Raw genomic sequence first — 25,958 nt, 5'->3', positions numbered from 1 at the left:
AGTACTGATGATGACCCTTTCATCCCTGCAAGCCGTCTCCCAGGCTCAGGCGCCCGGCCTCCCACGCCGGGCCGGGCTGGGGCTCAAGCATGAGCACTTCATTGCAGTGCTGCAGACCTCGCCCGACATCGGTTTTTTTGAAGTGCACGCCGAAAACTACATGGTGGATGGCGGCCCGTTTCATTACTACCTGGGGTTGATCCGCGAACAGTACCCGCTGTCATTGCACGGCGTAGGCCTGTCCATCGGCGGAGAAGGCCCGCCGGACCGTGAGCACCTTGCACGGTTGGCAACGCTGATCGAACGCTATCAACCCCACTCTTTTTCCGAACACCTGGCCTGGTCAAGCCACGGCCCGGTGTTTCTCAATGACCTGCTGCCCTTGGCCTATGACAGCGCGACCCTGCAACGGGTGTGCGAACACATTGACCACGTGCAAAATACCCTCAAGCGACCAATGTTGCTGGAGAACCCGTCGACTTACCTGCAATTCCAGCGCTCAACCCTGGATGAGACCGACTTCATCAGTGAGATCATCCGCCGTACTGGCTGCGGTTTGCTGCTGGACGTGAATAACGTCTATGTGTCGTGCATCAACCATCAACGCGATCCGGTTGCCTACATCGACCGCCTGCCGATGCATGCGGTGGGCGAGATTCATCTGGCCGGTTTTGCCGAAGACACTGACAGCCTCGGTGATCGCTTGTTGATCGACGATCACGGCGCGCCTATCGATAACGCCGTATGGCAGCTGTACGAAAAAGTATTGGCGCACGTAGGCCCAATAGCCACGCTGATCGAACGGGACAACCAAGTGCCCGCGCTCAGTGTATTGCTGGCCGAGGCTCAACAGGCTCAATGGCACCTGTCGCAGGTGACTTCATGAGCCTTCATGACGACTTTGCCGCAGCGCTGCTGGCGCCGAACCAGGCGTGCCCCAATGGCCTGTACAGCAGCAACGGTGCCGACCCGAGCAGTCGTTTTGCGGTGTATCGCAACAATGTGCACAGCTCGTTGATCAACGCACTCGCAACGGCCTACCCCGTGACATTGCAATTGGTGGGCGAGGACTTCTTCCGTGCGATGACCGGCCTGTTTATCCAGGCTTGCCCACCCACCAGCCCGCTGATCAGCGGGTACGGCAGTGCGCTCGCCGCATTTATCCAGGACTTTGAGCCCGCCGCCAGCGTGCCCTACCTAGCCGATATGGCGCGTTTGGAACGACTGCGTGTGCGCGCTTATCACGCGGCGGACACCCAGCCACTCGACCAACCGACTGTTCTTCAAGCACTGCAAGGCCAAACAGCCCTGGGGAAATTGCGCCTGCAGCTGCATCCCTCCCTTGCCACCTTGAATTCTGCCTACGCGGTGGTGGCGGTATGGGCCGCGCACCAGACCGAAGGCGGCCTGGCCACCCTGAATCCCTGGCACGCCCAGAGTGCGCTGGTAATACGTCAGGGGCTGGAGGTCAGGGTATTTGCCACCGACAGTGGCTCAGTGGCGTTTATCAACAGCCTCGCCCATGGCAATACCTTAGAAAAAGCCGTGGAGCATGCGCTTGACGCAGCGGCCGAGTTCGACCTGCACCAATGCCTGACGCTGCTGATCAGCCACAACGCCATTACTCATTTGCATCCAGAACAAAAGGTATCGCCATGAACACTCGTCCATCAGGCCTGATCAATCGGGCCATCGCGCTTTTCGAACAAATCCCTTACAGCTTGACTGCCTTTCTTGCGCGTTTTTCGATTGCTGCGGTGTTCTGGAAATCCGGGCAAACCAAGGTCGAAGGATTCGTCATTGATTTGGTCAGCGGCACCTTCCAACTGGGCGAACCGAAACTGGCCGCCTCGACATTGCCGTTGTTTCGCAGCGAATACCACGTGCCGCTGCTATCACCGGAGGTGGCGGCGCATATGGCGGCGTTTGCCGAGCACTTCTTCCCAGTGTTGATCCTGGTGGGCTTCGCCACGCGCTTCTCGGCCTTGGCCCTGATCGGCATGACCCTGGTGATTCAGCTGTTCGTCTACCCGGACGCCTACCCGACCCATGGCACCTGGATTGCGCTGCTTTTGCTACTCGTAGCCAAAGGACCGGGGCGCCTGTCCATCGATCACTTGATCGCGCGTCGCTACGCTTAGAGTCGGTCGAGGGCCTCGCCGCTGCGCTTGAACCAGTCCACCAAGTAGTCAGCCAGCACCTGGGTGCGACGCGGCAGGCCGCCCTGGTAGGGATGCACCAGGTACATTGGCATGCTCCGCGTCTGATAATCACGCAGGAGCCAGCGCAAGCGGCCGTCAGCCAATTCCGCAGGCAGAACGTAGGACGGCAGGCGCGCGATACCAGCGCCCACTAACGCGGCCTTTTTCAACAAATTGTAGTGATTGGAGGCAAAGGTACCGCTGACCCGCACCCGCAGCAATTCGTGCTGCTGGTGGTACAACCACTCTTCACGGCCGCTGTAGTGGCTGTTGAGCAGGCAGGTGTGGGCGGCCAAATCGGCCGGCGTCTCTGGTTCGCCATGCTTCTCAAGGTACGCCGGGCTGGCGCAGGTCATTTCATGCCAGGCCAGCAGAGGCTTGACCACCAGGCGCTCGTTTTCAATCGCGCCTGAGCGTACCCCCAAATCAAAGCCATCCCGCGCCAGGTCGCGGTAATTGTTGTTGAGCTCCAGCTCGATCTGCACCTGCGGGTACTGCTTGGAAAACTCCAGCAACAAGCCATCGAAGAAGGTTTCGCCCAAGGAGACCGGAACCGTCATACGCACCGGCCCGGCCAGATCGTCCTTTAGCCGGGCCAACGCCTGACGGGCGCGATCCACCTGCACCACCAATGCCTGAGCCTGGGGCAGCAATGCCGCACCGGCTGCAGTCAGGCTGAGCTTGCGCGTCGTGCGGTGCAGCAGCACCACGGCATGCTGTGCTTCCAGCTGGCTGATTCGCTTGGACAACTGCCCTTTGCTACAGCCCAGTTTCTCCGCGGCCACGGTAAAACTTCCGGCGTCGATCAGCACGGCGAAGGCCGCCAAGTCATCCATTTCGCTCATGGATTGTTTCCATTTTAAAACCAAAGGTTGCCCATTAGTACGTTTATCTGCCTAAAAAGCCACTCTACACTGAACCCTCACTTACCCTTGGAGGAACAGCACCATGAAAATCCTATTGATTGGCGCCAGCGGCACCGTCGGCTCGGCAGTCAAGGCGGAACTGGCTCAGCGTCACGAAGTGATCAGCATCGGCCGCAGCAGCGGCGACTTCCAGGTGGATATCAGCGACAGCGCGTCGATCCGCCAACTGTTCGAACAGACCGGTAAGTTCGACGCGCTGATCTGTGCGGCGGGCCGTGTGAACTTCGTCGCGCTGGGCGACATGAGCGAAAGCGATTTCGAGCTGGGCCTGCGTGACAAGCTGATGGGCCAGGTCAACCTGCTGTTGATCGGTAGTGAATACGCCAACGATGGCGCCTCGTTTACCTTCACCAGTGGCATTCTGAATCGCGACCCCATCCGCACCGGCGCCTCGGCTGCGCTGGTCAACGGCGCCATTGACGCCTTTGTCAAAGCGACGGCAATTGAATTGCCGCGCGGCCTGCGCATCAACTCCGTGAGCCCGACGGTCCTGCTGGAAGCCATGGACAGTTACGCGCCATATTTCCGCGGCTACAAACCAGCTCCAGCCGCCGACGTGGCGCTGGCCTACGCAAAAAGTGTTGAAGGTTTACAGACCGGTCAGACCTTTATCGTGGGTTGAATCGGATACCTGTCAGATTTGACTGAAGCTGGCAGCCGGGGTTGTGATGAAACGCCAGCCTGCGTAACGTGGCGGCACTTGTCTGGAGACCGATAATGCGCGCCGCTCATACCCTTACTCTACTTGCCTTGTTTCCCCTGTTCGCCGCCTGCCAGATGTTCGACAGCGACCCAGCCAAGCCTTCTCTTGCCGGGCTGACCCGCATGCAGGGCGAACTCACGGCGGTCGGCGACAAACTGCTGTTCCAGCCGTGCAACGACAAGCGCAACTACGTGGTCAACGATACCGGGGGCACCAGCATCCTGCAGGAAGCGGCCTCCCTGGCCGGCCAGCAAGGCGCGTTGTTTGCCGACCTGCGCGGCAAATTTTCCGGCGTTGCCAGCGGCACCCAGGGCAGCGTGGACCTGCAACAGCTGTATCGCGTCGAACGCTCGACCTCGGCCTGCAACGATCCGGACTTCAAGCGCATGATCCTGCGTGCCAACGGTCACAAGCCGACCTGGATAATGAACGTCACCGCCAAGGGCCTGGTACTGGAGCGCGAAGGCCAGCCGCCACTGGCAGTGCCTTATGTGGAAGAGCAGATCGGTGACGGCCGCTTCAACCTGATGACTGAAGCCAACAACCAGCGCGTCGAACTGTGGGTGGCCCCACAACGTTGCATCGACAGCGCGAGCGGCAGCCTGCAACACATGACCGCCGAGTTGCGCGTCAACGGTCAGGTACAGCGCGGTTGCGCGTCGTTCGGCGGTTCACGCGACGACTGACTCCACGCTGCGCTGTTTTAACATGACGGGAAACCGCCTTTGGGGCTTATAATCGCCGGTTTGCAAAACAGCCGGCCTCCGAGCCCGCCGCCTACCGGATCCTGTCATGTTACGAATCACCGAACTCAAGCTGCCCATCGACCATCCCGAAGAAGACCTGCGGCCTGCCATCGTGCAGCGCCTGGGCATCGCCAGTGATGACCTGCTCGATTTCACCCTGTTCAAGCGCAGCTACGACGCCCGCAAGAAATCGTCGGAGCTGTGTTTCATCTACACCATCGATCTGAACGTGAAAGGCGAAGCCGCCCTGTTGCTCAAGTTCGCTGATGACCGCAACGTCAACCCGGCGCCGGATGTCAGCTACACCGTGGTCGGCCAGGCGCCGGAAGGCCTGACAGAACGTCCAATCGTCGTGGGCTTTGGCCCGTGCGGCATTTTCGCCGGGCTGTTGCTCGCGCAGATGGGCTTCAAGCCGATCATCCTCGAACGCGGCAAGGAAGTGCGTCAGCGCACCAAGGACACCTGGGGCCTGTGGCGCAAAAACGTGCTCAACCCCGAATCCAACGTGCAATTCGGTGAAGGCGGCGCCGGGACCTTTTCCGATGGCAAGCTGTACAGCCAGATCAAGGACCCGAAGTTCCACGGTCGCAAAGTCCTGCACGAGTTCGTCAAGGCCGGTGCGCCGGAAGAAATCCTCTACGTCAGCAAGCCGCATATCGGTACATTCCGCCTGACCGGCGTCGTGGAGAACATGCGCGAGCAGATCATCGCCCTGGGCGGTGAAGTGCGCTTCGAGCAGCGGGTTACCGACGTGCTGATCGAAGACGGCCAGTTGAACGGCGTGGTGGTCGATGGCGGCGAGCAGATCCTGTCCAGGCATGTGATCCTGGCTCTCGGCCACAGCGCCCGCGATACCTTCCGCATGCTCCACGGCCGTGGGGTTTACATGGAAGCCAAGCCGTTCTCGGTGGGCTTCCGTATTGAACACCCACAGTCGCTGATCGACGCCGCGCGCCTGGGCAAATACGCCGGGCACCCAAAACTCGGCGCCGCCGACTACAAGCTGGTGCACCACGCCAAGAACGGCCGCTCGGTCTACAGCTTCTGCATGTGCCCAGGCGGCACCGTGGTTGCCGCGACCTCCGAGCCAGGTCGCGTCGTCACCAACGGTATGAGCCAGTACTCGCGTAACGAGCGCAATGCCAACTCCGGCATCGTGGTCGGCATCACGCCTGAAGTGGATTACCCGGGTGGCCCGCTGGCGGGTATCGAGTTGCAGGAACGCCTGGAGTCCCACGCCTACATCCTCGGCGGCAGCAACTACGAGGCCCCGGCGCAATTGGTGGGTGATTTCATCGCCGGTAAGCCATCGACCGCTATCGGCAGTGTGGAACCGTCCTACAAGCCTGGCGTTGCTCTCGGTGACCTGGCCCTGGCGTTGCCGGACTTCGCTATCGAGGCGATCCGCGAAGCGTTGCCGGCGTTCGAGAAACAGATCAAGGGCTATTCGCTGCACGACGCGGTGTTGACCGGTATCGAGACGCGCACCTCGTCGCCACTGCGGATAACCCGTAACGAATCGATGCAGAGCTTGAACGTGAAAGGCCTGTTCCCGGCCGGTGAAGGCGCCGGTTATGCCGGGGGGATTCTGTCAGCGGGTGTGGATGGGATTCGGATTGCCGAGGCGTTGGCGCGAGATATGTTGGGCATCGAGGCCTGACATTCTCTCCCTGCCAGCCCCCATTCAAAGGTGGGAGCTGGCTTGCCGGATCACCGCATCGCTGCGATTGTGATGGTTCAGTCGATAAATTCGGCGACTGACAGTCTGTAATCGCAGGCGAGCCAGCTCCCACATTGGTTGTTGTGTCGGGTCAGATATTTGCGCGCAAGATCGTTTCGGGCAATGGCTCACCCCGCTCCACACTGGCCGCAACGGCCGCCATTAACCCGACCAATTCATAGCCTTGCCCCGCCAGCCACGCCTGATCGTAATAGGTGGTGGCATACCGCTCACCCCCATCACACAAAATCGCCACGATCGAGCCCGACTCCCCCGCCGCTTTCATCTGCTGCGCCGCCACCAGCGCGCCAATCAGGTTGGTCCCGCTGGAACCGCCGACCCGCCGTCCAAGCCGTGCAGCAAGGTAATGCATGGCCGCCAGCGAGAGCGCATCCGGCACCTTGACCATCGCATCAATCACCTTTGGCAAAAAGGATGCCTCGACCCGTGGCCGACCAATCCCTTCGATGCGCGAACCACAGTCCAGGCGCAAACTCGCGTCGCCACTCTGATAGAAATCAAAGAACACGGAGCGTTCGGCATCGGCACACAACACACGGGTGCAATGCTGGCGATAGCGCACATAACGGCCGAGAGTTGCTGTGGTGCCGCCGGTACCGGGGCTGGAGATCAGCCAGCTCGGTTCCGGATGCTGCTCGAAACGCATCTGCTGGAAGATCGACTCGGCGATGTTGTTGTTCGCACGCCAGTCGGTGGCGCGCTCGGCGTAGGTGAACTGGTCCATGAAATGACCACCGCTTTCCAGTGCCAGCCGCTCGGACTCCGCATAGATCTGTGTCGGGTCCTGTACCAGGTGGCTTTTACCGCCGTAGAAAGCAATCTGCGCGATTTTTTCCTGGGAGGTGGTGGCCGGCATCACCGCAATAAATGGCAAGCCGAGCAGACCGGCAAAGTAAGCTTCGGAAATCGCCGTTGACCCGCTGGACGCTTCGATCACCGGCGCGCCAGGCTTGAGCCAGCCGTTGCACAACGCATACAGGAACAGCGAGCGAGCCAGCCGATGCTTGAGGCTGCCAGTGGGGTGGCTGGACTCGTCCTTGAAGTACAACTCAATACCCGGCAACCCCGGCAGAGGCAAGGGAATCAGGTGCGTGTCGGCGCTGCGCTGGAAGTCTGCTTCAATGATACGAATGGCTTCGCGGGCCCAGGGACGTTGGTCGTTCATGGAGAGTTTCTCTAAAGGTGTAAGCCCTGATTTTAGGGGGTTTCCTACTCACCACACAGATACAGTACCGGCTCAATTGAGGGCGTAATTGCTAGGCTTCGACGTAACGTCAACGCGAACCGCCGCTTATAACAAATAAGAATATAACTTTTGTTTTAACAACCAACGGTACGGGTTAGGGTACCCACCTATTGAACCTGGATTGGAGAGCATCCCTTGCCTCTGCGTAGCACTTTCACCCGTTTCTTCCAGCTGGAAGCCGCCAGCGGTCTGTTGTTGATCGCGGCAGCCGCCCTGGCCCTGATCGTCAACAATTCACCTTTGTCGCACCTGTACAGCGCGTTTCTCGACGTACCGGTAGTGGCGCAGATTGGCGCGTTGAAAATCGCCAAGCCCGCCTTGCTTTGGATCAACGATGGCCTGATGGCCTTGTTCTTCCTGCTGATCGGCCTTGAGGTCAAGCGCGAGCTGCTCGACGGCCACCTGTCAAAGCCCTCGCAAGTGGTGCTGCCCGGCGCAGCGGCCATCGGCGGCATGGTGGTGCCAGCGCTGATCTACTGGGCGATCAACAAGGACTACCCCGCGGCACTTTCGGGCTGGGCGATCCCGATGGCCACCGACATTGCCTTCGCCCTCGGCGTGCTGGCCCTGCTGGGCAAACGCGTACCGGTGTCGCTGAAGCTGTTCCTGATGACCCTGGCGATTATTGACGACCTGGGCGCGATCATCGTGATCGCCATTTTCTATTCCGCCGACCTGTCCGGCGCCGCCCTGGCAGGTGCAGGTGCCTGCTTGATTGCCCTGATCGCGATGAACCGCCTGGGTGTTATCAAACTTGGACCGTACCTGATCATTGGTCTGATCCTGTGGGTGTGTGTGCTCAAGAGCGGCGTACACGCGACGCTCGCCGGTGTGACGTTGGCATTCTGCATCCCGATGCGCACCAAGAACGCCGAGCCGTCACCGTTGCTCACGCTGGAGCACGCCCTGCACCCGTGGGTGGCCTACGCCATCCTGCCACTGTTCGCCTTCGCCAACGCCGGGGTCTCGCTGACAGGTGTCAGCCTGGAAAGCTTCACCCACCATGTGCCTATGGGCATCGCTGCGGGCCTGTTGATTGGTAAGACTGTCGGCGTGTTCGGGCTCACTTGGCTGGCGATCAAGACCGGCATTGCTGCCCTACCGAACGGCGCAAATTGGGGCCAGGTGTTTGGTGTGGCAATCCTGTGCGGCATTGGCTTCACCATGAGCTTGTTTGTGGGGTCACTGGCATTCGTGCCGGGTGCCAGTGAGTTCGCGGGGGAGGACCGGATGGGAATTTTGACCGGCTCGATATTGGCGGCGTGTATTGGTTATGCGGTGACGGCAATGGCGAGTCGCAAGAAGGCTGTAACTTCAGATTTGAACTGACAGCCCCTAAAACCAAAAAGCCGCCTCGGATTAAACCGAGGCGGCTCCACTTCTCAGACCTTACAGGTCATCGAAGCTGTCCCGCAGGAATACCCACACGTGATAAACACGCAGGATATTCACTACGAGGTTCCACGTACGTCGTGCAAACTTCGACATACTCGGCCCTCCTAACGTTGGGCCTTACCTCCAGCGCACTTACCGGAACACGTGAGCCTTTGGATGCAGGTCAATGCATCTTTGAGGCGGCCGGGTTGATGGGCTTCCCGCATGAATCCGGCACGGATTACTAGCCCGTGGCGATCAGTCCAAAAATTCGCGCGCGTACCCGGCTCGCCTAGAAGCAACAAACGTAGAACAGGGGGGAGCCTAACGAATATCCCGAATAAAGGTGTGACGAAAAGTGGTTAAATATCCAGTATTGCTTATGAGATCTATTGCAATTTTTTGCAGTAGAAATCGAAACAGAAAAGCTTCAGGAATGGCCGTCGTCGACTTTCTCTCAACCTTGCATGAGAGTGTGACCGGGGGTACTATCCCGGCTGCAGGTCAATGCATCTTTGAAGTCGCAGCCCCGTCAATAATGGGGTTCGCAATAAAAAACCGCCCTACTAAGGCGGTTTTTTATTGCCTGCATTTTTTGCAGTTCAACCCGGCCACACCCCATAAAACCAAAAACCCCAGCCGGTCACCCGGCTGGGGTTTTGTAGTTCTACAACCAGCGCTTAACGCGTAACGCGGCTAGTACCATCAACGGTCATGATGCGTACACGGTCACCAATGCGGAAGATTTCATTCTCCTGCACAGCCTGCACGTAGGCGCGCATGCTGCCGTCGTCTTCGCGTACGGTGATTTCCACACCCTGGGTCCGGGTCAGGCCTTCTTCGGTGGCCGAGCCCAGCAGGCCGCCAGCAACGGCGCCGATCACGGCAGTCACGATGCTGCCACGGCCGCCGCCGATAGCGCTGCCGCCAACGCCGCCGATGACTGCGCCAGCAGCGCCGCCGATTGGGGTCTTGGTGCCTTCGATTTTCACGGGGCGCAGGGATTCGATGGTCCCCATGCGCACGGTCTGAACACGACGCGCTTCGTCGCGGGAGTACGAGTCGCCGGTCAGACTCGAGGCGCAGCCACCCAGCAGCAACGACAGGGTGGTAAAGCAGGCAACCAGTAAAACGGACTTACGCATAGCATCAACTCCAAAGGACAGGTGTTCATTAAACGCTGCAGCTTGACGCCTGTCACGGCAAGCGCCGCAGAAAATTGCTTTCATTCAGCCTGAGTACAGACAGCCCGTACCAGGAAACTCGACGAACGGTAGCACTCCACTCCTAGCCAGGACCTCCATGGATTACTTCATCATTGTAGTCACAACGCTTGCCGGCCTGTATTTCCACGGCTGGCTGTACCTGCGTATCAGGCGCTGGATCGACCGTGACCTGGCGCTATCGCTGGCGGGCAATGACCTGCACAAGCGCGCATTTATGCTGCAACAGCTGGAGCAGGCTCGCGCGCTGAAAATCAGGCGGTCCGATTTGCCGCTCTGGTTGAAAAAAGCCGCGCAGCAGCACACGCCCGAAGCCTCTGTGATAGAGACTTCGGCGTGATCGGCAACATTCAGGTGAGGTGACGAAAGGTGTGGCTCAGGGCGCCAGGCGTTCGCGGGTCCAGTCGGCCCCTTGCAAGCGATAGTTCAAGCGGTCATGCAAGCGGCTGGCGCGACCTTGCCAGAACTCGATGCGCTCCGGCAGCAAACGATAGCCACCCCAATGCTCGGGGCAATCGGGCTGGGTATCGCTGAAACGCTGTTCGGTGGCCTTGAGCAGGTCCTGCAGTTCTTCGCGGTCACGGATGACCTGGCTCTGCGGGGACGCCCAGGCCCCCAGACGGCTGCCCAGCGGACGGACCTGGTAATAAGCGTCCGACTCCTCAGGCGTGACCTTGACCACCCGCCCCTCGATGCGCACTTGGCGTTCCAGGGTCGGCCAGAAAAAGGTCATGGCCGCAAACGGCCGAGCCGCGAGCTGTTGGCCCTTGGCACTCTGATAATTGGTGAAGAAGGTAAAGCCCTGCGCATCCAGGCCCTTGAGCAACAGGATGCGGCAGTGCGGGCGACCGTCCTGGTCGACCGTGGCCAAGGTCATGGCATTGGCTTCCACCGGGGGCTGCTCGGTTGTCACTGCATCAGCAAACCACTGGTGGAACAAGGCAAACGGCTCACTCGGGGCCTGGGCCTCGCTCAAACCATCCCGTGTGTAGTCACGGCGCATATCGGCCAGTGCCTGGGTCATGCGGCTTTATCCTTCTGGTTCAGCAGATCAGTTTTTCGCCTGGTCGTTTGCCGGTGCAGCGGCCTTGGCTTTGGCGGGAGCAGGCTTTTTGGCAGCAGGCTTGGCCGGTGCTTTTTTAGCGGCTGGCTTGGCAGCGGCTTTCTTGGCGGCTGTAGCTTTCTTGGCCGGGGCTTTCGCAGCCGGGGCCGGGGCTGGAACGTTCTGTACTGCAACCATTTCAGCCACAGGTGGAGTCTTGCCCGACTGATACTTGCTCAGCAAAGCCAGCATGGTGGTGCGCTGGGTGAACATGATTTCCATACGACGGTTCAGGGCGCGACCCTGGTTGCTGTCGTTGGCGGCACGTGGCATCAGGTCGCCCATGCCGCGCAGCATCAGGCGGTCTTGCTTGAGGCCGCTGAGGCTGAAGATCGAGGCGATGGATTGTGCACGTTCCTTGGTCAGCGCCTGGCTGGCCGGGGCGGTGCCGGTGGCATCGACGTGGCCCAATACCAGTACGGCGGTCTTTGGATCGGCTTCAACGGCCTTGGCAACGCGGGTGAACGGGCCGAGGGTGACGGGCAGCAGCATCGCTGGGCGTTTCGGGTTGTAGGAGCCGTCTACCGGGGCAATCACCACCAGCACATTGTCACGACGCTCCAGTTGCAGGTTGCTGTCCTTGATGGCGGCGCGCAGGCGTGGCTCATAGTCGTCCAGCCAGGCCTGAGTGATTTTCGGATCAGGCATTGGTACGTTGGTCACGTCGACCTTGGCCAATGGCTTAGGTTTGCTTTCGAAAGGCCACCACCATTTGGTGTCGGTGTCGGTCTTGGCGACGACTGGGGCGGCGGCAGGTGCTGGCTCCGCGGCCTTGAGGTCGGCTTTCAGGTCAGCCTTGGCATCGGCCGCCTTTTCGTCGGCGCTTTTGGACGAGAACGGCCACCAGCTGGAGCCGGTGTCAGCCTTGGCGGTTGGCGCTGGGGCTGGCGCAGCAGCGGCGGCCGCTACTGGTGCTGCAGGCTTGGCGCCCGCAGCGGGCTTGGCATCCGGCTTCGCATCCGGCTTGGCGTCGGTTTGGGTCACTGCGTCCTTGGTAGCGGCCTTATCAGATCCAAATGACCACCAATGCCCGCCCTCGGCATCATTTTGTGGAGTTTGTGCGCAGCCGGTAATAGTGAGGCATAGGGCCAGTGCCAAGGACTTGTTCGATAACATGAGATATCCACAAAATGAGAAAAGAAACGGGGGTCTGGGTGACCCGTTAAACAGACGCTTACAGAACATTAAAGTTACGTCATTTCGTTCAGCGTCTTCTTATAGTTGCCTTTGTAACAAAAAAACGTGAAACAGCAAGGGGTTTACAGACAACCGGCCAATATTCCGACCAACTTCTGCGCCCGCGGGTCCATTAGTACATAAGGCCCCAATGTATTAGTCACGAAACCAAACGCTACATCATGCTCGGGATCGGCAAACCCGACCGAACCACCCGCGCCGGGATGCCCGAAAGCACGCGGGCCAAGGCCGAAGGTGGCGTTGGGCAACTGCGGTTGGTCCAACATGCAGCCCAGGCCAAAACGGGTTTGTGTCAATAATGTTTTATCCGGCCCGATACTGTGTTCACGGGTCAATTGTTCAAGCATGTCGGCTTCCAGCAAACTACCGTCCAACAATCCACTATAAAAACCCGCCAGGCTACGTGCATTACCGTGACCATTTGCCGCTGGCTGCTGCATACGCCGCCATTCGGGTTTATTAGTGCTGGTCAGAATAGACGGTGGATTGGCAAAAGCCCGTGTAGTCATGGCCTCAGGTTCACGCATCATTACTTGCAGTAAACGTTGTGCGGCCTCATCGCCCCTATTGCCTTTGCTGCGCGCTATATGCGCGACGCGATAAAACTCTTCATCGGCCAGGCCCACATGAAAGTCCAGCCCCAATGGCCGTGCAACCCGCGCCACGATGGACTCTCCCGGCCCGCGCCCATCGGCGCGACGCAGCAACTCACCCACCAGCCAGCCGTAGGTGATCGCCTCGTAGCCATGGCCTTGGCCCGGCGTCCACCACGGTGCTTCGGCCGCCAGTGTGTCGACCATCAGTTGCCAATCGTACAGGGCTTCAGTAGGCAGCATCTGGCGGATCGCCGGCAACCCGGCCTGGTGGCAGAGCAACTGGCGCAGGGTGATGGCTTCTTTGCCTGCCGCCGCAAATTCCGGCCAGTAGTTGGCAACCGGTGCATCCAGTTGCAATTTGCCTTCGGCCACCAGCTGCAGGGCCGTAACGGCAGTAAAGGTCTTGGTGCAGGAGAACAGGTTGACGATCGTATCGCTGTGCCAGGCCTCGCTACCGTCCTTGTCGGCGGTACCGGCCCACAGGTCGACGACGGTTTCACCGCCGATCTGGATGCAGAGCCCGGCCCCGCGCTCCTGGGGGTCATCGAACAACGCGGCAAAGGCTTCACGTACCGCTTCGAACTGGAGTTCGTAATGACCCTGGATCTGCACCTGAACACCCTCGGACAACACAGCAAAAAGTGGCCGACATTGTTCCAGCCCTTGTGGGTTTTGTGAACCCGTCAGCACTCAATCAATGACCATTTCCGGAGTGCCCACCGGCATGCCCGGCGCCCTGCCCCGGGCCTTTGCCTTCGTGCCCGGCCCTGCCCCCTTCGCTTTCGCGCACGGCACCGGCCGCCTTGGCCTTTTCGGCCTCTTTGCCGAGTTGATCGACCGCCGCCAGGTTACTTTTGCGCACGCTTTCAACAAAACCCTGGAACGGTACGTCGGTGATGCCCACCAGGCCAAAGTGGCCGTTTTCACCGTCGAGCAATCGACCGGTCACCGGCTGGTCCAGGTACTGGAACCAATGCACGCCGACAATCGACGGCTCGGCCATGGCCTGCTTCAAGAAGTTGCCGTAAGCCGCGCCACGGTCGTCTTCCTTGGCCAACTGCGTCACGCCACCCCAGAACGGCCCACGGTCGGCCGAGCCGAAGTTGAATTCGGTGATCAGCACCGGCTTGTCCAGCGCACGCAAAGCGGCAAAATCATAGCCGTCCTGCGGCTTAAGCGTGTACATGTTGAAGCTCAGCACATCGCAATACTGCGCGCAGGAGGCCACGGCTTCCGGCGTGCTGACCGCATACCGGCCGCCCAACAGCAGTTGGTTGGGGGCGTGCCATTTCAGCGAGTCGGAGATGGTCTTGAAGTAGGCATCCGCAAACGTCTTCTGGAAGTATCGGAAATCAGCTTCGATTTCCGGGTGCTCAGGGTTGGGAATCGGCGGTTCGAAGCCCGGGTCTTCCATCAATTCCCAGCCCTTCAACTCGATGCCCCAGGCTTTCGACAGGCCCTCTTCGTTACGGTACTTGTCACGCAGTTGTTTGAGGAAGGCGCGCTTGGCCGGTACGTCGGTGGTCATGCGCAAGGTGCCGTAGGCCAAGGCGTAGCGGGATTTAGCATCATCGCCGGGGCCGGCCCAGGCCAGCTCGTTGTCGGCAAAGAAACCGACCAACCACGGGTCGTCACGGTGATCGCGGGCGGCGATAGCCACGGCGCGTTCGGTGGCCATGGCGAAACGCGGGTCGAACGGGTCGGGCATGCCACCCCACCAGTCGGTGCCGGTGCTGATGCTGGCGTAGTCGCCGACGATCGACAGCGGCAAGGTGTAGGGCACACGATCGGCAGTGGTCAAACCCTCGTCGCTCCAGTTGCCTACGGTGTTGAAACCCCAGGCTTGCAGGCGGTCAAGGGTATGGGTGACCCAGCGTTTTTGGTCGAAACCGTCACCGCCATACGTGCGTTGCAAGTTGGCGCCGTAAAAGTCATACCAACGGCCGGCACCAAAGCTACGCCCTTCGCCTGCACCGTTACCGGTACGGTTGTCGCCGCTGCCGTAGTACTTGTCGAAGGGTTCGCCGCCTTTAGGCAACGCCGCGAACATCCATTCACGCCCGGCCACATAAGTCTGGCTGTTGTCCGGGGCCACAGTATTGACGCCCAGGGAGTAGAACGGATGCCCCTCCGGCGTCACCAGGTACCAGCGGCCGTCGCGTTTTTCGGTGCGGAAAAACCCGCTGGCGTCGAACGCCGGGCCTTTGTTCCAGCCGCCGTACTGGTCCAGGGCGGACTTATCCCGCGTGGCCAGCCAGCCCTGAAGTTGCTGTTGTTCCTTGGCCGCAGCGGCTTTGAGTTGCTCGTCGCTGCTGACTTTTTCCGGCCAGCGCGCCCGGGTGGATTGACCATAGGCATCCACCAACTCGCTGTAGGCCGCCTTCAATACAGGCGCGCTGTCCTGCACGCCAAAGCGCTCCAGCAAGATGCTCTGGGCGGCGTTGGGCTTGAGCATCGACAAGGTCACCGAAACCACCTGGCTGCGGTCGATTTCACCCGCGCTGCTGGCGAGCAATACGCGCTGGCCGTCCACGGTGATCGGCATCGGCGGGCCGGCCTTCATGCCCTGGCTCAACGGCGAATTGGCTTGCAACGGGATCAACAAGGTCTGGGCCGGACCGGCCGGCAAGTCAATGCGACTGATCAGGGTGCGGCCATCGCTGCTCTGCACCTTGACATAGAGGGTTAACGCCCAGTCCATCGCACTCTGGATACGCAAGCTCATGGCGCTCGATTGCGCCCAGTCCCAGGTGCCGGTCTGCGGGCTGAGCACCAGGCTCGGTTCGGCCGCCGGGTTGAAGGTGATGCGGCGCAGCACTTCGCCTTCGGCGGTCTGTTCGGCGTTGTATTGCGGCAGGCTGGCGTCCTGGGTCGCCACCTTGACCACATCGGCAGGCCGGACAAAGTTGAACAAGGTCTGTTGCCCGGCGGGCGCGGCCATCAAGGGCGCGGTAAACAGCAGGGCAAAAAGAGCGGGCAGCGTGCGAATCATACGAGCAAGGTTCTCCCAGACGGCCGGTGAATGGCCTGATGACATAATTGAGATAGACCACGAAGTGGGCGAATCCGCCCACGGTGGCTTAAGAAATTTCGCGCCTGAACGGCGGCAAGGCATTGAGGATAGCCTTGCCATAGCGTTGGGTGACCAAACGGCGGTCGAGCAAGGTGATGGTGCCCCGGTCTTCTTCGGTACGCAGCAAGCGACCGCAGGCCTGGACCAGCTTCAAGGAAGCATCCGGCACCGAGATTTCCATGAACGGATTACCACCCCGTGCTTCGATCCACTCGGCCAGTGCCGCCTCGACCGGATCATCCGGCACCGAAAACGGGATCTTGGCGATCACCACGTGTTCGCAGTAGGCACCGGGCAAGTCCACACCCTCGGCGAAACTCGCCAGGCCGAACAGCACGCTGGAGTCTCCACCGTCGACCCGCGCCTTGTGCTTGTTCAGGGTTTCCTGTTTGGACAGGTTGCCCTGGATAAACACTTGCTTGCGCCAGTCGCGGTCGAGGCCGTCGAACACGTCCTGCATCTGTTTGCGTGACGAGAACAGCACCAGGGTGCCCCGCGAGCCTTCTACCAGCTCCGGCAGGTCGCGGATGATCGCGGCCGTGTGGGCGGGTGCATCCCGTGGGTCGGCCTTGAGGTCCGGCACCCGCAACACACCCGCGTCGGCGTGATGGAACGGGCTTGGCACTACCGCCGTAACGGCTTTTTTCGGCAGGCCGGCGCGCATGCGGAAGCGATCAAAAGTACCCAGCGCGGTCAGCGTGGCCGAGGTCACCAGGCAGCCGTAGGCCACGTTCCAGAGGTTGCGCCGCAGCATCTCGGCCGCCAGGATCGGGCTGGCGTTGACCTCGATATCAAACAGTGCGCCGCTTTCGGACAGGGTCAGCCAGCGCGCCATGGGCGGATTGTCTTCCGGGTCTTCGACGGTGAAAGCGGTCCACAACTCCCAGTTGCCCTGGGAACGGGAAAGCAGACTGCCGAACAGCGGATACCATTCTTCGGCCTGGTTGCTGGCGATGCCAATGTTGACCTCGCCGTCCATGCCCTCCTTGAGCAGGTCAGTAAGGCGGGTGAACAGGTCGGTCAGGCGCGAGAAGCCCTTCTTTAACTCGATGCCCATTTCGCGCATGTGTTCGGGGATCAACCCACCGACGAAACGATGACGGGGTCGCTCACGGCCCTCGACGTCTTCACCGGGCTTGAAGTCAGCCACCTGCTCGCAGGCGCTGAACATGAATTGCTGTTGGGTCTTGATCTCCCGCGCCAGCTCCGGCACTTGTTCGATCAGCTTGCCCAGGTCGCCGGGCAGCGGATGCTGGGCCAACAACTTGGTGAGGTTCTTCGCGGTGGTTTCCAGCCAGTCGGCAGTGGAACGCAGCCGCGTGTAGTGGGCGAAGTGGCCGATGGCCTTGTCGGGCAGGTGATGGCCTTCGTCGAATACATAGAGGGTGTCGCGCGGGTCAGGCAGCACGGCGCCACCGCCCAAGGCCAGGTCGGCCAGGACCATGTCGTGGTTAGTGACGATCACATCGACCTTGCCCATGCCTTCGCGCGCTTTGTAGAAGGCGCACTGGCCGAAGTTGGGGCAATGGCGATTGGTGCACTGGCTGTGGTCGGTGGTCAGGCGCGCCCAGTCGGCGTCTTCCAGCGCGGTGGGCCAGCTGTCGCGGTCGCCGTCCCATTTATTGCCGGCCAGCTTCTCGATCATGCTGGTGAACAGCTTCTGGCTGACTTCATCCACTTCGATCTTGAAGCCTTCTTCTTCAAACAGCGACGCGGTGGCGGTTTGCGCGTGGCCTTCCTGCAACAGCACGTCGAGCTTGGACAGGCACATGTAGCGGCCACGGCCCTTGGCCAGGGCGAAGGTGAAGTTCAGGCCGCTGTTGCGCATCAGGTCAGGCAGGTCTTTGTAGACGATCTGCTCTTGCAGGGCGACGGTCGCGGTGGCAATCACCAGGCGTTTGCCGGCGGCCTTGGCGGTAGGGATCGCGGCCAGGCTGTAGGCTACAGTCTTGCCGGTACCGGTGCCGGCCTCGACGGCCACGATCGCGGGGTCGCCACTGCGCCGGCCTTCGTCGTCGGTGTCGATATCCCCGAGGACCTTGGCCACTTCGGCGATCATCAGGCGTTGGCCGTAGCGCGGTTTCAAGCTCTTGGCTTCGAGAAAACGCGTGTAGGCGCCCTGGATCGTAGTTTTGAGTTCAGTGCTGATCATGGATAGTCGGGCGCAAAAAACGCTGGATAAATTTTCAGTGGTTCGGATCGGCCGCTATCATACCCCGCTAATTAATCCCGCGCAGAACGGAGTACCTCAATGACTGTGTTTAGCCTCGTTTATACCCTGCATGTACTGGCTGCCCTGATCTGGGTCGGCGGCATGTTTTTCGCCTGGATGATCCTGCGCCCCGCCGCTGTGGCGGCGCTTGAAGGCCCTGCCCGGCTCAAGCTGTGGGCAAATGTGTTTCAACGTTTTTTCGTTTGGGTGTGGGTCGCGGTGGCGGTTTTGCCGATCAGCGGCATTGGCCTGTTGCAGTTGCGCTTCAGCGGGTTTGAGACAGCACCGCGCTATGTGCAGGTGATGATGGGGTTGTATCTGGTGATGACGGCGCTGTTTATCCGTATCCAGGCGTTGAAACTCCCGGAATTGCGCACGGCAGTGGCGGCTGAAGATTGGCCGGCGGGTGCGGCTGCGTTGGGTCAGATTCGCAAGCTGGTGGGAATCAATCTGATCGTGGGGTTGGGGGTGGTGGCAATTGCTTCGGCCCGACCGATGTTCTAAAACCCTCGCGAATCGACGTAGCAGCTGTCGAGCCCTGGCGAGGCTGCGTCCGCGGTGCGTCAGATACACCGCGGACGCAGCCTCGCCAGGGCTCGACAGCTGCTACGGGGTTTCTACAGGCGTTGGATGGTCACTGTACCCGCTGGCCCCGTAGGCCCCGGCTGCCCTTCCAACCCTGGGCGGCCTTTCTCGCCACCGTCTGCGCGGTACACCAGGCAGCCCTTGGACTCGCCGCCGCGACCTGGTTTACCCGCCGTGCCCGCCAGGCCACCGGGGCCACCGTCCACCCACACCTTGATCTGCTGCGCGGGGAAGTCCTGCGGCAACTCAACCCGCACCTGTGCACCTGCCGCGCCGGGCAAACCATCCCCGCCGTTATCGCCATTGAAGCCCCGGCCCGCCGAACCCCAGGTGCAACCCGGGTCCTCACCGTTGGCACCATCCAGCCCGGCATAACCTTGGGCACCGGCGCCGCCACGGGCGTCCACCGAGAGTTCTTCAGCGTTCAGCGAATTGATGCGCAAGATCAAATCACGCCCAGCCTTGGCCGGCTTTTCATGGGTACCGGGAGCGCCGCGTGAGGTGATCTGGCTGCCGTGGTCCAACTGCGCATGGCGCACCTGCAATTGCAGCGCGGTGCCGCCGGGCACGATGGCGATACGGGCGTCACGCCCCAGGTGCAACTCATCCACCGTGACTTGGCTGATGGTGGAAGGCACCAGCAAGGTGCCGTAGTCCGCCACGTCCAGGCGCTCCAGTTGCAACACGCTGGTGCTGCTGGGCAGGCGCATCAACGAGTTGGTTTCAACACTGACGCTTTGCGCCAGGGCAACGGGGCTGACCAACACGGCCAACAGTAAAACCTTACGCATATGAAGCTCCCCGGAATTATTACAAAAGCTATTTCAAATTATTCTTTGGACGCACAGTAACGACTTCTACCGGCGTTTTGCCAGTGAAGGATCAAAAAAGTTAACAAAGGGGAGACTTCAGCGAAAGTTGCCAGCAATGCCCCTGTGGAACCCACAGGGGCAAGGGCCGTCAGCGGTTGATCTGGATTTCCGTGCGACGGTTCAAGGCACGGCCTTCAGCGGTTTTATTGTCAGCCACCGGCTGGCTCTCACCCGCGCCCGTCACCGCCACGAAGGCGCTGCGAGGCACACCGGAGCCGACCAGGTAATCCGTCACCGAATGCGCGCGCTTATCCGAGAGCCGTTGGTTGTAGGCGTCTTTGCCCACGCTGTCGGTATGGCCGGTGACGCGCAGTTGAGCGCTTGGGGCTTCCTGTTTCAGGCGGGTGGCGATGATGTCGAGCTTGGTTTTATCCGCCGCGGTCAGCCTGGCCGAGTCGAATTCAAAATGCACATCGCGAATCACGATGGTTTCTTCCTTGACCACCACGACCTCCTCAACCACGGCCGCTGGCGGCGCAGGCGGACACCCATCGGCATTTACCTGCACACCTTTTGGCGTGCCCGGGCACTTGTCGCGGCTGTCTGGCTCACCATCGCCGTCTTCGTCGCCATCGCCGTGCACCCAGCAATAGGCGCCGGCCATGCCACCGATCAGCAACGCACCATAGCCTGCATAGGCCGAGCTTTCAGTGGCACCGATCGCCGCGCCGGTCACACCGCCAACGGCGGCGCAGGTGGGCCAATCGGTTTTTTGCAAACCTGCGCAACCTGTCAATACTCCGGTTAGCAGAACCAAGGGTAGAGCTGTCCGCATGATGCTCATCTGATTTCTCCTGAGGGGATCGGCGGGGGCCGATGGGTGGAGTAAAGACGGCTCTTTTCATCTGCGCCACTGCGCCGCCCCCCTGTATTCATTGAGGTTCGTTGCTCTTGTCGGACTTTTCGCTGCCGCCCGCTCTAGGCCCGCACGCTCAGCCGCGCTAGTCTCTACGGTCCTGATGTGAGGATCTCTGATGACCGCTGGTATTTCTGCCCGTACACCCCAGCAAGCCTTGGCCGCCTTGCTTGATTTGCACCAGCCAAAACGCCTGTTGTTGTTGGGCGCCAGCCAGTTCCCGGCGCTGGAAGCGTTTCAAAAGGCGCACCCGGATACCCAGGTGTCTGTCGCGGCACCGGGAGCCTTGCCGGCGGAGCTTGCCGCACAGCGGTTTGACCTGGCGCTGGTGGTGGACTGCCTGGAGCACCTGTCAAAACCACAAGGCCTGACGCTGCTTGGCGGCATCCGCAACCTCAATGCCAGCCGCATTGCGGTGCTGGTGGACCTGGGCGCCTGCGACTGGAAGGACACCGACTTCTTCTCGCTGGCCCTGCAGGCTGGTGAGCGTTTCCAGCGTGATGAGCAGGTTCTGACGCTGTTTACCTATGATCTGCTTGACTATAAACAAGTACCGGACTGGCTCAACGCCCGCTTTTGGGCCAACCCGGAAAACTTCGGAAAGTACTGGTGGTAACCCCATGAGCACACCCATTTGCCCCTGCGGCAGTGGCAACCTGCTGGATGCCTGCTGCGGCCATTATCACGCCGGGCACCCGGCACCTTGCGCGAGCGCGCTGATGCGCTCGCGCTACAGCGCCTACGTGCTGGGCCTGGTGGACTATCTGGTCGCCACCACCCTGCCCGCCCAACAGCCGAACCTGGACCGCAATGCCATCGGCACCTGGAGCGCACAGAGCACCTGGCTCGGCCTTGAAGTGGAAAGCTCCGAGGTGTTTGGCGGCCAGCCGGAACATGCCTTTGTGACGTTCACTGCGCGCTGGCATGACAGCACCGGCGAACATAGCCACCGCGAGCAGTCCTCTTTCGTACAGAATGACGGGCGCTGGTACTTCATCGACCCGACAGTGGAAGTGAAGGCCGGACGCAACGATCCGTGCCTGTGCGGCAGTGGGCAGAAATTCAAGAAGTGTTGTTCCAGCTATCTCTAGCCACCACAGGGCTCACGCCATGCTCCGGATGTACAGCTTGATGCTGGCGTTAACCCTTGGCCTGACCGGCTGCGCGTCGTGGTTCGAAGACGACTCACCGCCGCCGCACGTGTCCCTGGTGAAAGTCGAAGTGGTGCGCGCCAAGCTGCTGGAGCAGAAGTTCAAGCTGTTCTTTCGCGTGGACAACCGTGACGACGCCGACCTGACCGTGCGCGGCCTGATCTACAAGGTCAGCCTGGGCGACTTCGTGTTGACCGAGGGCGAGTCCGACGAGTGGCTCACCGTACCGCCGCGCAGTCATAAGTTTTTCCGGGTGTCGGTACGCACCAACCTCTGGCCGCAGATCCGTGATGTGGTGCAGATGCTGAAAAACCCCAACAAGCCTGTGCCGTATCGCCTGGAAGGTGAGCTGAAAACCGGATTATTCATCGGTTATGACGTGCAGGTGAACCACAATGGCGAGATAATCCCCGGCGATTTTATTCCGGAGCGACATCGATGACTCAGCAACCCCATGTCCATGGTCCTGACTGCAACCATGATCACGATCACCACGATCACCACGATCACCATGATCACGACCACGGCCATGTCCACGGTCCGAACTGCGGCCACGCTCACCAGGAGCCGGTGCGCAATGCGTTGAAGGACGTGGGTCGCAATGACCCTTGCCCGTGCGGCAGCGAGAAGAAATTCAAGAAGTGCCACGGGGCGTAAGCCACGCTGAAGATCCAAATGTGGGAGCAGGCCCGCTCCCACATTGGGTTGGTGGATAGGGCCGTATAAATTGCTTCTAAGGTTATGCGCAAATATTTCATTGAATTTTCGCGCGCTGAACATCACCTATACCTACAGGCATCCGCTCAAGCATCCCCCTTTTTGGAGAGCTTCATGATCGACCTGTATTACTGGACCACCCCCAACGGTCACAAAATATCGCTGTTCCTGGAAGAAGCCGGCCTCCCCTACGAGGTGCACCCGATCAATATCGGCCAGGGCGAACAGTTCAAGCCTGACTTCCTGAAGATAGCCCCCAACAACCGCATTCCGGCGATCGTCGATCAGAACCCTGCCGACGGCGGCGCGCCGATTTCGCTGTTTGAATCCGGAGCAATCCTGCTGTACCTCGCGGAAAAAACTGGCCAGTTCATTCCAAAAGACCTGCGCGGTCGTCAGGAAGCCTTGCAATGGCTGTTCTGGCAAATGGGCGGATTGGGGCCAATGGCCGGTCAGAATCATCACTTCAGCCAGTTCGCGCCGGAGAAGATTCCCTACGCAATCAAGCGTTATATAGATGAGACCGCCCGGCTTTACGGCGTGCTGGACCGGCGCTTGGCGGATCGGCCGTTCGTGGCAGGCGAGGCCTACAGCATCGCGGATATGGCGATCTACCCGTGGGTTGTTTCCCACAAGTGGCAGAGCCAGCGGCTGGAAGATTTCCCACACCTGCAGCGCTGGTTCAACAGCATCAAGGAACGGCCTGCGACGGTCCGCGCCTATGAACTGGTGCAGAAGGTCAACCCGCCCAAATCCTGATCTCAAGGCAACTGAGACCTCAGTGTGGGAGCGGGCTTGCTCGCGAAAGCGGTGGGTCAGTCAACCGTACAGGCACTGATACACCGCCTTCGCGAGCAAGCTCGCTCCCACATTTGTCTGCGCAAGACTCAAGATCTCACGCTTTCCCCAAACTCCCGCTTGCGTCGTTTCGCCGCGCTCACTAACGTAGCGCCTTTACTGACGCTACCCCCCGCAGGAGCTTTGCCATGGCCTCGCCAGCCCTCTCACATTTTCTTCCCCGGTTCGGCGTTGCCGCGGCAGTGGCCAGTGCGTTAAGCCTGGCCGGTTGCCAGCTCCAGAACACCCAGGACACCCTGCCGCCGGTCGCCGGCGTGCTGCCGATCAAAGGCCTGGCTCAAAACGTTTCCGTGCGCCGCAATGCCCAGGGCATGCCGCTGATCGAAAGCAATACCTTCCATGACGCGCTGTTCAGCCTCGGTTACGTGCACGCCAGCGATCGCATCACCCAGATGGTCACCCTGCGCCTGCTGGCCCAGGGTCGCTTGGCGGAAATGGCGGGTGCTGAAGTGCTGGACGTCGACCGTTTCATGCGTGCGGTCAACCTGAAAAAAAGTGCCGGCGAGCTGTATAACGCTTCGTCGCCGCGCCTTAAACGCTTCTTTGAAGTGTATGCCCGAGGCGTCAACGCCTACCTGTTCCGCTACCGCGACAAGCTACCGCCAGACCTGGCCCAGACTGGCTACAAGCCGGAATACTGGAAGCCGGAAGATTCGGCGCTGCTGTTCTGCCTGCTGAATTTCAGCGAGTCGGCCAACCTGCAGGAAGAAATTTCATCCCTGGTGCTGGCGCAGAAAGTCGGCGTCGACAAACTCGCCTGGCTGACCCCAAGCGCGCCGGATGAAGCGGTCCCGCTGGCTGAAGCCGAGAAACTCAAGGGTGTGAACCTGGGCCAGATCACCGGCCTGGCCGGGCTGGACGCGGTCAGCCAGCAACTGAGCAGCTTCAACTCACTGGCGGTCACCACCTCGAGCAACTGGGCGATTGGCCCGCAACGCAGCCGCAGCGGTAAAAGCCTGTTGGCCAACGACCTCGCCGCCCAGCCGCAAGCGCCGTCGCCATGGAGCTACGTGCAGATCCGCGCACCGAAATACCAGGCCGTGGGCGCCTCGATTGCCGGCTTGCCGACGCTGCTGTCCGGCTTCAACGGCAAAGTCGCGTGGAGCATGAGCACCGTCAAGGGCGACACCCAGGACCTGTTCCTGGAAAAGGTCAAACGCCAGGGCAACGCGCTGTACTACGAGAACAACGGCAAATGGCTACCAGCAGGTGTGCGTAACGAAACCTTCTTCGTCAAAGGCCAGCGCTCGATTCGTGAAGTGGTGTACGAAACCCGCCACGGTGCCTTGCTCAACAGCAGCCAGGCGCTGACCACCGGCCTGGGCCTGGCGCTGCAAACCGCCGACTTCAAGGACGACAAGAGCCTGGATGCGTTCTTCGACCTGTCACGCGCGCAAAACGCCGCCAAGGCCTCGGACGCAACCCGCGAGATTCGCGCCATTGCGCTGAACATGGTCTTCGCCGACGCCAGCAACATTGGCTGGCAAGTCACCGGCCGCTTCCCCAACCGTCGCGAAGGCGAAGGTTTGCTGCCGTCGCCGGGCTGGGACACGCGTTTCGACTGGGACGGTTACGCCGACGCGATGTTGCACCCCTATGACCAGGACCCGGCCCAAGGCTGGATAGGCACTGCCAACCAGCGCACCGCGCCACGCGGTTATGGCATGCAACTGTCCAACTCCTGGGATGCACCGGAGCGCAGCGAACGCCTGGCGCAACTGGCCAATGCGGGCAAACATGACAGCCGCAGCATGATCGCCATGCAATACGACCAGACCACCACGTTTGCTGCCAAGCTAAAGACCATGTTCCAGGCGCCAGGCATGGCCCAGCCACTGAAACAGGCGATCGATGCGTTGCCGGCGGCTGAGCAGGTCAAGGCACGGGAAGCACTGAATCGCTTGATGACCTTCGATGGTCGACTGGTGACAACGTCCGCCGACGCCGCCATCTACGAACTGTTCCTGCAGGAAAGCACTCGGCAGATCTTCCTCGACGAACTCGGCCCGGAAAACAGCGCCAGCTGGAAGGCTTTCGTCAGCAATGCCAGCCTGTCCTACGCCGCCCAGGCCGATCACTTGCTGGGCCGCGAAGACAGCCCATTCTGGGACGACGTGCACACCCCGCAGAAAGAAGACAAACCTTTGATCCTCGCCCGCAGCCTGGCCGCGGCGATCAGCGCCGGTGACAGCCAACTGGATACCGATCACAAGGCCTGGCAGTGGGGCAAGCTGCACACGACTACCTGGAAAAACACCAATGGCCAGGTGATTCGTGGCCCACTGGCGTCAGGCGGCGACCACAACACCTTGAACCCGGCACCGTACAACTGGGGCCAGGATTTCACCACCACCCAAGTGCCGGCGCTGCGCATGATTGTCGATTTCGGCCAGGTGGAACCGATGATGGGCCAGGGTGGCATCGGCCAGTCCGGCAACCCGGCCAGCCCGAACTATGCCAATGGCATCGACCCGGCGCTCAAGGCGCAATACCTGAGCTTCCCGATGCAGCCGCAGAACTTTGAGAAGGTGTATGGGAAAACAAGGTTGACCCTGACGCCTGGTAAGTAACCCGGGGCC

The 25,958-nt window shown here is 60.6% G+C and carries 25 protein-coding genes; 15 read left to right on the top strand and 10 right to left on the bottom strand.

The annotated features are described in order from the left end of the window. Positions 1 to 7 precede the first annotated feature (7 nt). From JBO08_RS03205 to JBO08_RS03195, 3 genes are read left to right on the top strand one after another with little or no spacing between them, the layout of a single operon-like run. Entirely contained in the window at positions 8 to 886 is an 879-nt protein-coding gene (locus JBO08_RS03205; RefSeq protein WP_065872395.1) for a DUF692 domain-containing protein, read from the top strand. After that, complete coding sequence (locus tag JBO08_RS03200; RefSeq protein WP_065872396.1) at positions 883 to 1,659, top strand: DNA-binding domain-containing protein; 777 nt, start codon at positions 883 to 885, stop codon at positions 1,657 to 1,659. The genes JBO08_RS03205 and JBO08_RS03200 overlap by 4 nt, the downstream gene beginning before the upstream one ends. Further along, entirely contained in the window at positions 1,656 to 2,141 is a 486-nt protein-coding gene (locus JBO08_RS03195) for a DoxX family protein (protein ID WP_065872397.1), read from the top strand. Before JBO08_RS03200 ends, JBO08_RS03195 begins: the two co-directional genes overlap by 4 nt. Here the strand turns inward: JBO08_RS03195 and JBO08_RS03190 are convergent. Continuing rightward, complete coding sequence (locus JBO08_RS03190; RefSeq protein ID WP_065872398.1) at positions 2,138 to 3,046, bottom strand: LysR family transcriptional regulator; 909 nt, start codon at positions 3,044 to 3,046, stop codon at positions 2,138 to 2,140. The genes JBO08_RS03195 and JBO08_RS03190 overlap by 4 nt on opposite strands. A gap of 103 nt (positions 3,047 to 3,149) precedes the next feature. Between JBO08_RS03190 and JBO08_RS03185 the strand changes: the two genes are divergently transcribed. From JBO08_RS03185 to JBO08_RS03175, 3 genes are all read left to right on the top strand, one after another. Next, positions 3,150 to 3,749: a short chain dehydrogenase gene (locus tag JBO08_RS03185; protein WP_065872399.1), complete on the top strand. Its 600-nt coding sequence runs from the start codon at positions 3,150 to 3,152 to the stop codon at positions 3,747 to 3,749. Positions 3,750 to 3,844: 95 nt separating this feature from the next. Continuing rightward, the gene (locus JBO08_RS03180) at positions 3,845 to 4,516 is read left to right on the top strand and encodes a COG3650 family protein (protein ID WP_065872400.1); all 672 of its coding nucleotides are present in this window, start codon (positions 3,845 to 3,847) and stop codon (positions 4,514 to 4,516) included. 106 nt (positions 4,517 to 4,622) lie between these two features. Beyond that, positions 4,623 to 6,236, top strand: coding sequence for an NAD(P)/FAD-dependent oxidoreductase (locus JBO08_RS03175; RefSeq protein WP_065872401.1), 1,614 nt, complete (start codon positions 4,623 to 4,625; stop codon positions 6,234 to 6,236). A gap of 151 nt (positions 6,237 to 6,387) precedes the next feature. On the opposite strand, the gene JBO08_RS03170 is transcribed toward JBO08_RS03175, so the two are convergent. Beyond that, positions 6,388 to 7,482 carry a PLP-dependent cysteine synthase family protein gene (locus tag JBO08_RS03170; protein ID WP_065872402.1) on the bottom strand — a complete coding sequence of 365 codons (1,095 nt, stop codon included), beginning with the start codon at positions 7,480 to 7,482 and terminating at the stop codon, positions 6,388 to 6,390. Between the two features lie 216 nt (positions 7,483 to 7,698). On the opposite strand from JBO08_RS03170, the gene nhaA reads away from it, so the two are divergent. Continuing rightward, positions 7,699 to 8,892 (top strand): Na+/H+ antiporter NhaA, encoded by a 1,194-nt coding sequence (gene nhaA, locus JBO08_RS03165; RefSeq protein WP_065872403.1) that lies wholly within the window; start codon positions 7,699 to 7,701, stop codon positions 8,890 to 8,892. A 725-nt stretch (positions 8,893 to 9,617) separates the two neighbouring features. Here the strand turns inward: nhaA and JBO08_RS03160 are convergent. Beyond that, positions 9,618 to 10,082: a glycine zipper 2TM domain-containing protein gene (locus tag JBO08_RS03160; protein WP_003189251.1), complete on the bottom strand. Its 465-nt coding sequence runs from the start codon at positions 10,080 to 10,082 to the stop codon at positions 9,618 to 9,620. A gap of 157 nt (positions 10,083 to 10,239) precedes the next feature. Between JBO08_RS03160 and JBO08_RS03155 the strand changes: the two genes are divergently transcribed. Then, positions 10,240 to 10,500 (top strand): hypothetical protein, encoded by a 261-nt coding sequence (locus JBO08_RS03155; RefSeq protein WP_065872404.1) that lies wholly within the window; start codon positions 10,240 to 10,242, stop codon positions 10,498 to 10,500. Positions 10,501 to 10,536: 36 nt separating this feature from the next. Here JBO08_RS03155 and pdxH read toward each other — a convergent pair whose 3' ends face one another. The 5 genes from pdxH to dinG all read right to left on the bottom strand — a co-directional run bounded on the left by pdxH (position 10,537) and on the right by dinG (position 18,280). Next, positions 10,537 to 11,184 (bottom strand): pyridoxamine 5'-phosphate oxidase, encoded by a 648-nt coding sequence (gene pdxH / locus JBO08_RS03150; protein ID WP_065872405.1) that lies wholly within the window; start codon positions 11,182 to 11,184, stop codon positions 10,537 to 10,539. Positions 11,185 to 11,211: 27 nt separating this feature from the next. After that, entirely contained in the window at positions 11,212 to 12,378 is a 1,167-nt protein-coding gene (locus JBO08_RS03145; RefSeq protein WP_083207064.1) for an OmpA family protein, read from the bottom strand. A gap of 143 nt (positions 12,379 to 12,521) precedes the next feature. Further along, positions 12,522 to 13,667: a serine hydrolase domain-containing protein gene (locus JBO08_RS03140; RefSeq protein WP_065880126.1), complete on the bottom strand. Its 1,146-nt coding sequence runs from the start codon at positions 13,665 to 13,667 to the stop codon at positions 12,522 to 12,524. 82 nt (positions 13,668 to 13,749) lie between these two features. Further along, positions 13,750 to 16,047, bottom strand: coding sequence for a beta-galactosidase (locus JBO08_RS03135; protein WP_065880049.1), 2,298 nt, complete (start codon positions 16,045 to 16,047; stop codon positions 13,750 to 13,752). Positions 16,048 to 16,135: 88 nt separating this feature from the next. Next, positions 16,136 to 18,280, bottom strand: a complete 2,145-nt coding sequence (dinG, locus tag JBO08_RS03130; protein WP_065880050.1) for an ATP-dependent DNA helicase DinG — start codon at positions 18,278 to 18,280, stop codon at positions 16,136 to 16,138. Between the two features lie 99 nt (positions 18,281 to 18,379). Between dinG and JBO08_RS03125 the strand changes: the two genes are divergently transcribed. Further along, positions 18,380 to 18,844: a CopD family protein gene (locus JBO08_RS03125; protein ID WP_065872409.1), complete on the top strand. Its 465-nt coding sequence runs from the start codon at positions 18,380 to 18,382 to the stop codon at positions 18,842 to 18,844. Positions 18,845 to 18,957: 113 nt separating this feature from the next. Here JBO08_RS03125 and JBO08_RS03120 read toward each other — a convergent pair whose 3' ends face one another. Beyond that, positions 18,958 to 19,716, bottom strand: coding sequence for a collagen-like triple helix repeat-containing protein (locus JBO08_RS03120; protein ID WP_065872410.1), 759 nt, complete (start codon positions 19,714 to 19,716; stop codon positions 18,958 to 18,960). Positions 19,717 to 19,885: 169 nt separating this feature from the next. Further along, positions 19,886 to 20,581 carry an OmpA family protein gene (locus JBO08_RS03115; protein ID WP_220074533.1) on the bottom strand — a complete coding sequence of 232 codons (696 nt, stop codon included), beginning with the start codon at positions 20,579 to 20,581 and terminating at the stop codon, positions 19,886 to 19,888. Between the two features lie 190 nt (positions 20,582 to 20,771). On the opposite strand from JBO08_RS03115, the gene JBO08_RS03110 reads away from it, so the two are divergent. The 6 genes from JBO08_RS03110 (at position 20,772) to JBO08_RS03085 (ending at position 25,949) form a co-directional block, all read left to right on the top strand. Further along, a complete protein-coding gene (locus JBO08_RS03110) occupies positions 20,772 to 21,269 on the top strand; it encodes a DUF6231 family protein (protein ID WP_049709632.1) in 498 nt (165 codons plus the stop codon). A gap of 4 nt (positions 21,270 to 21,273) precedes the next feature. Next, complete coding sequence (locus tag JBO08_RS03105) at positions 21,274 to 21,744, top strand: YchJ family protein (protein WP_065872412.1); 471 nt, start codon at positions 21,274 to 21,276, stop codon at positions 21,742 to 21,744. A gap of 19 nt (positions 21,745 to 21,763) precedes the next feature. Then, positions 21,764 to 22,246 carry an LEA type 2 family protein gene (locus JBO08_RS03100; protein WP_065872413.1) on the top strand — a complete coding sequence of 161 codons (483 nt, stop codon included), beginning with the start codon at positions 21,764 to 21,766 and terminating at the stop codon, positions 22,244 to 22,246. After that, complete coding sequence (locus JBO08_RS03095; RefSeq protein WP_083224229.1) at positions 22,243 to 22,461, top strand: SEC-C metal-binding domain-containing protein; 219 nt, start codon at positions 22,243 to 22,245, stop codon at positions 22,459 to 22,461. The genes JBO08_RS03100 and JBO08_RS03095 overlap by 4 nt, the downstream gene beginning before the upstream one ends. 174 nt (positions 22,462 to 22,635) lie before the next feature. Next, entirely contained in the window at positions 22,636 to 23,280 is a 645-nt protein-coding gene (locus JBO08_RS03090) for a glutathione S-transferase N-terminal domain-containing protein (protein ID WP_065872414.1), read from the top strand. Between the two features lie 227 nt (positions 23,281 to 23,507). Further along, positions 23,508 to 25,949, top strand: coding sequence for a penicillin acylase family protein (locus tag JBO08_RS03085; RefSeq protein ID WP_220074534.1), 2,442 nt, complete (start codon positions 23,508 to 23,510; stop codon positions 25,947 to 25,949). Positions 25,950 to 25,958 lie beyond the last annotated feature (9 nt).

Source organism: Pseudomonas sp. LAP_36, from assembly GCF_019456785.1.
Classification (GTDB): domain Bacteria; phylum Pseudomonadota; class Gammaproteobacteria; order Pseudomonadales; family Pseudomonadaceae; genus Aquipseudomonas; species Aquipseudomonas tritici.
This window is presented reverse-complemented; position numbering and strand designations above follow the sequence as displayed.

Coding starts and splice junctions, on each gene's coding strand:
- JBO08_RS03085 (WP_220074534.1), top strand. CDS start 23,508: ATGGCCTCGCCAGCCCTCTCACATTTTCTTCCCCGGTTCGGCGTTGCC.
- JBO08_RS03175 (WP_065872401.1), top strand. CDS start 4,623: ATGTTACGAATCACCGAACTCAAGCTGCCCATCGACCATCCCGAAGAA.
- JBO08_RS03185 (WP_065872399.1), top strand. CDS start 3,150: ATGAAAATCCTATTGATTGGCGCCAGCGGCACCGTCGGCTCGGCAGTC.
- JBO08_RS03095 (WP_083224229.1), top strand. CDS start 22,243: ATGACTCAGCAACCCCATGTCCATGGTCCTGACTGCAACCATGATCAC.
- pdxH (WP_065872405.1), bottom strand. CDS start 11,184: ATGACCCAGGCACTGGCCGATATGCGCCGTGACTACACACGGGATGGT.
- JBO08_RS03200 (WP_065872396.1), top strand. CDS start 883: ATGAGCCTTCATGACGACTTTGCCGCAGCGCTGCTGGCGCCGAACCAG.
- JBO08_RS03105 (WP_065872412.1), top strand. CDS start 21,274: ATGAGCACACCCATTTGCCCCTGCGGCAGTGGCAACCTGCTGGATGCC.
- JBO08_RS03145 (WP_083207064.1), bottom strand. CDS start 12,378: ATGTTATCGAACAAGTCCTTGGCACTGGCCCTATGCCTCACTATTACC.
- dinG (WP_065880050.1), bottom strand. CDS start 18,280: ATGATCAGCACTGAACTCAAAACTACGATCCAGGGCGCCTACACGCGT.
- JBO08_RS03120 (WP_065872410.1), bottom strand. CDS start 19,716: ATGCGTAAGGTTTTACTGTTGGCCGTGTTGGTCAGCCCCGTTGCCCTG.
- JBO08_RS03205 (WP_065872395.1), top strand. CDS start 8: ATGATGACCCTTTCATCCCTGCAAGCCGTCTCCCAGGCTCAGGCGCCC.
- JBO08_RS03125 (WP_065872409.1), top strand. CDS start 18,380: ATGACTGTGTTTAGCCTCGTTTATACCCTGCATGTACTGGCTGCCCTG.
- JBO08_RS03115 (WP_220074533.1), bottom strand. CDS start 20,581: ATGAGCATCATGCGGACAGCTCTACCCTTGGTTCTGCTAACCGGAGTA.
- JBO08_RS03195 (WP_065872397.1), top strand. CDS start 1,656: ATGAACACTCGTCCATCAGGCCTGATCAATCGGGCCATCGCGCTTTTC.
- JBO08_RS03090 (WP_065872414.1), top strand. CDS start 22,636: ATGATCGACCTGTATTACTGGACCACCCCCAACGGTCACAAAATATCG.
- JBO08_RS03135 (WP_065880049.1), bottom strand. CDS start 16,047: ATGATTCGCACGCTGCCCGCTCTTTTTGCCCTGCTGTTTACCGCGCCC.
- JBO08_RS03155 (WP_065872404.1), top strand. CDS start 10,240: ATGGATTACTTCATCATTGTAGTCACAACGCTTGCCGGCCTGTATTTC.
- JBO08_RS03160 (WP_003189251.1), bottom strand. CDS start 10,082: ATGCGTAAGTCCGTTTTACTGGTTGCCTGCTTTACCACCCTGTCGTTG.
- JBO08_RS03180 (WP_065872400.1), top strand. CDS start 3,845: ATGCGCGCCGCTCATACCCTTACTCTACTTGCCTTGTTTCCCCTGTTC.
- JBO08_RS03170 (WP_065872402.1), bottom strand. CDS start 7,482: ATGAACGACCAACGTCCCTGGGCCCGCGAAGCCATTCGTATCATTGAA.
- JBO08_RS03110 (WP_049709632.1), top strand. CDS start 20,772: ATGACCGCTGGTATTTCTGCCCGTACACCCCAGCAAGCCTTGGCCGCC.
- JBO08_RS03190 (WP_065872398.1), bottom strand. CDS start 3,046: ATGAGCGAAATGGATGACTTGGCGGCCTTCGCCGTGCTGATCGACGCC.
- JBO08_RS03100 (WP_065872413.1), top strand. CDS start 21,764: ATGCTCCGGATGTACAGCTTGATGCTGGCGTTAACCCTTGGCCTGACC.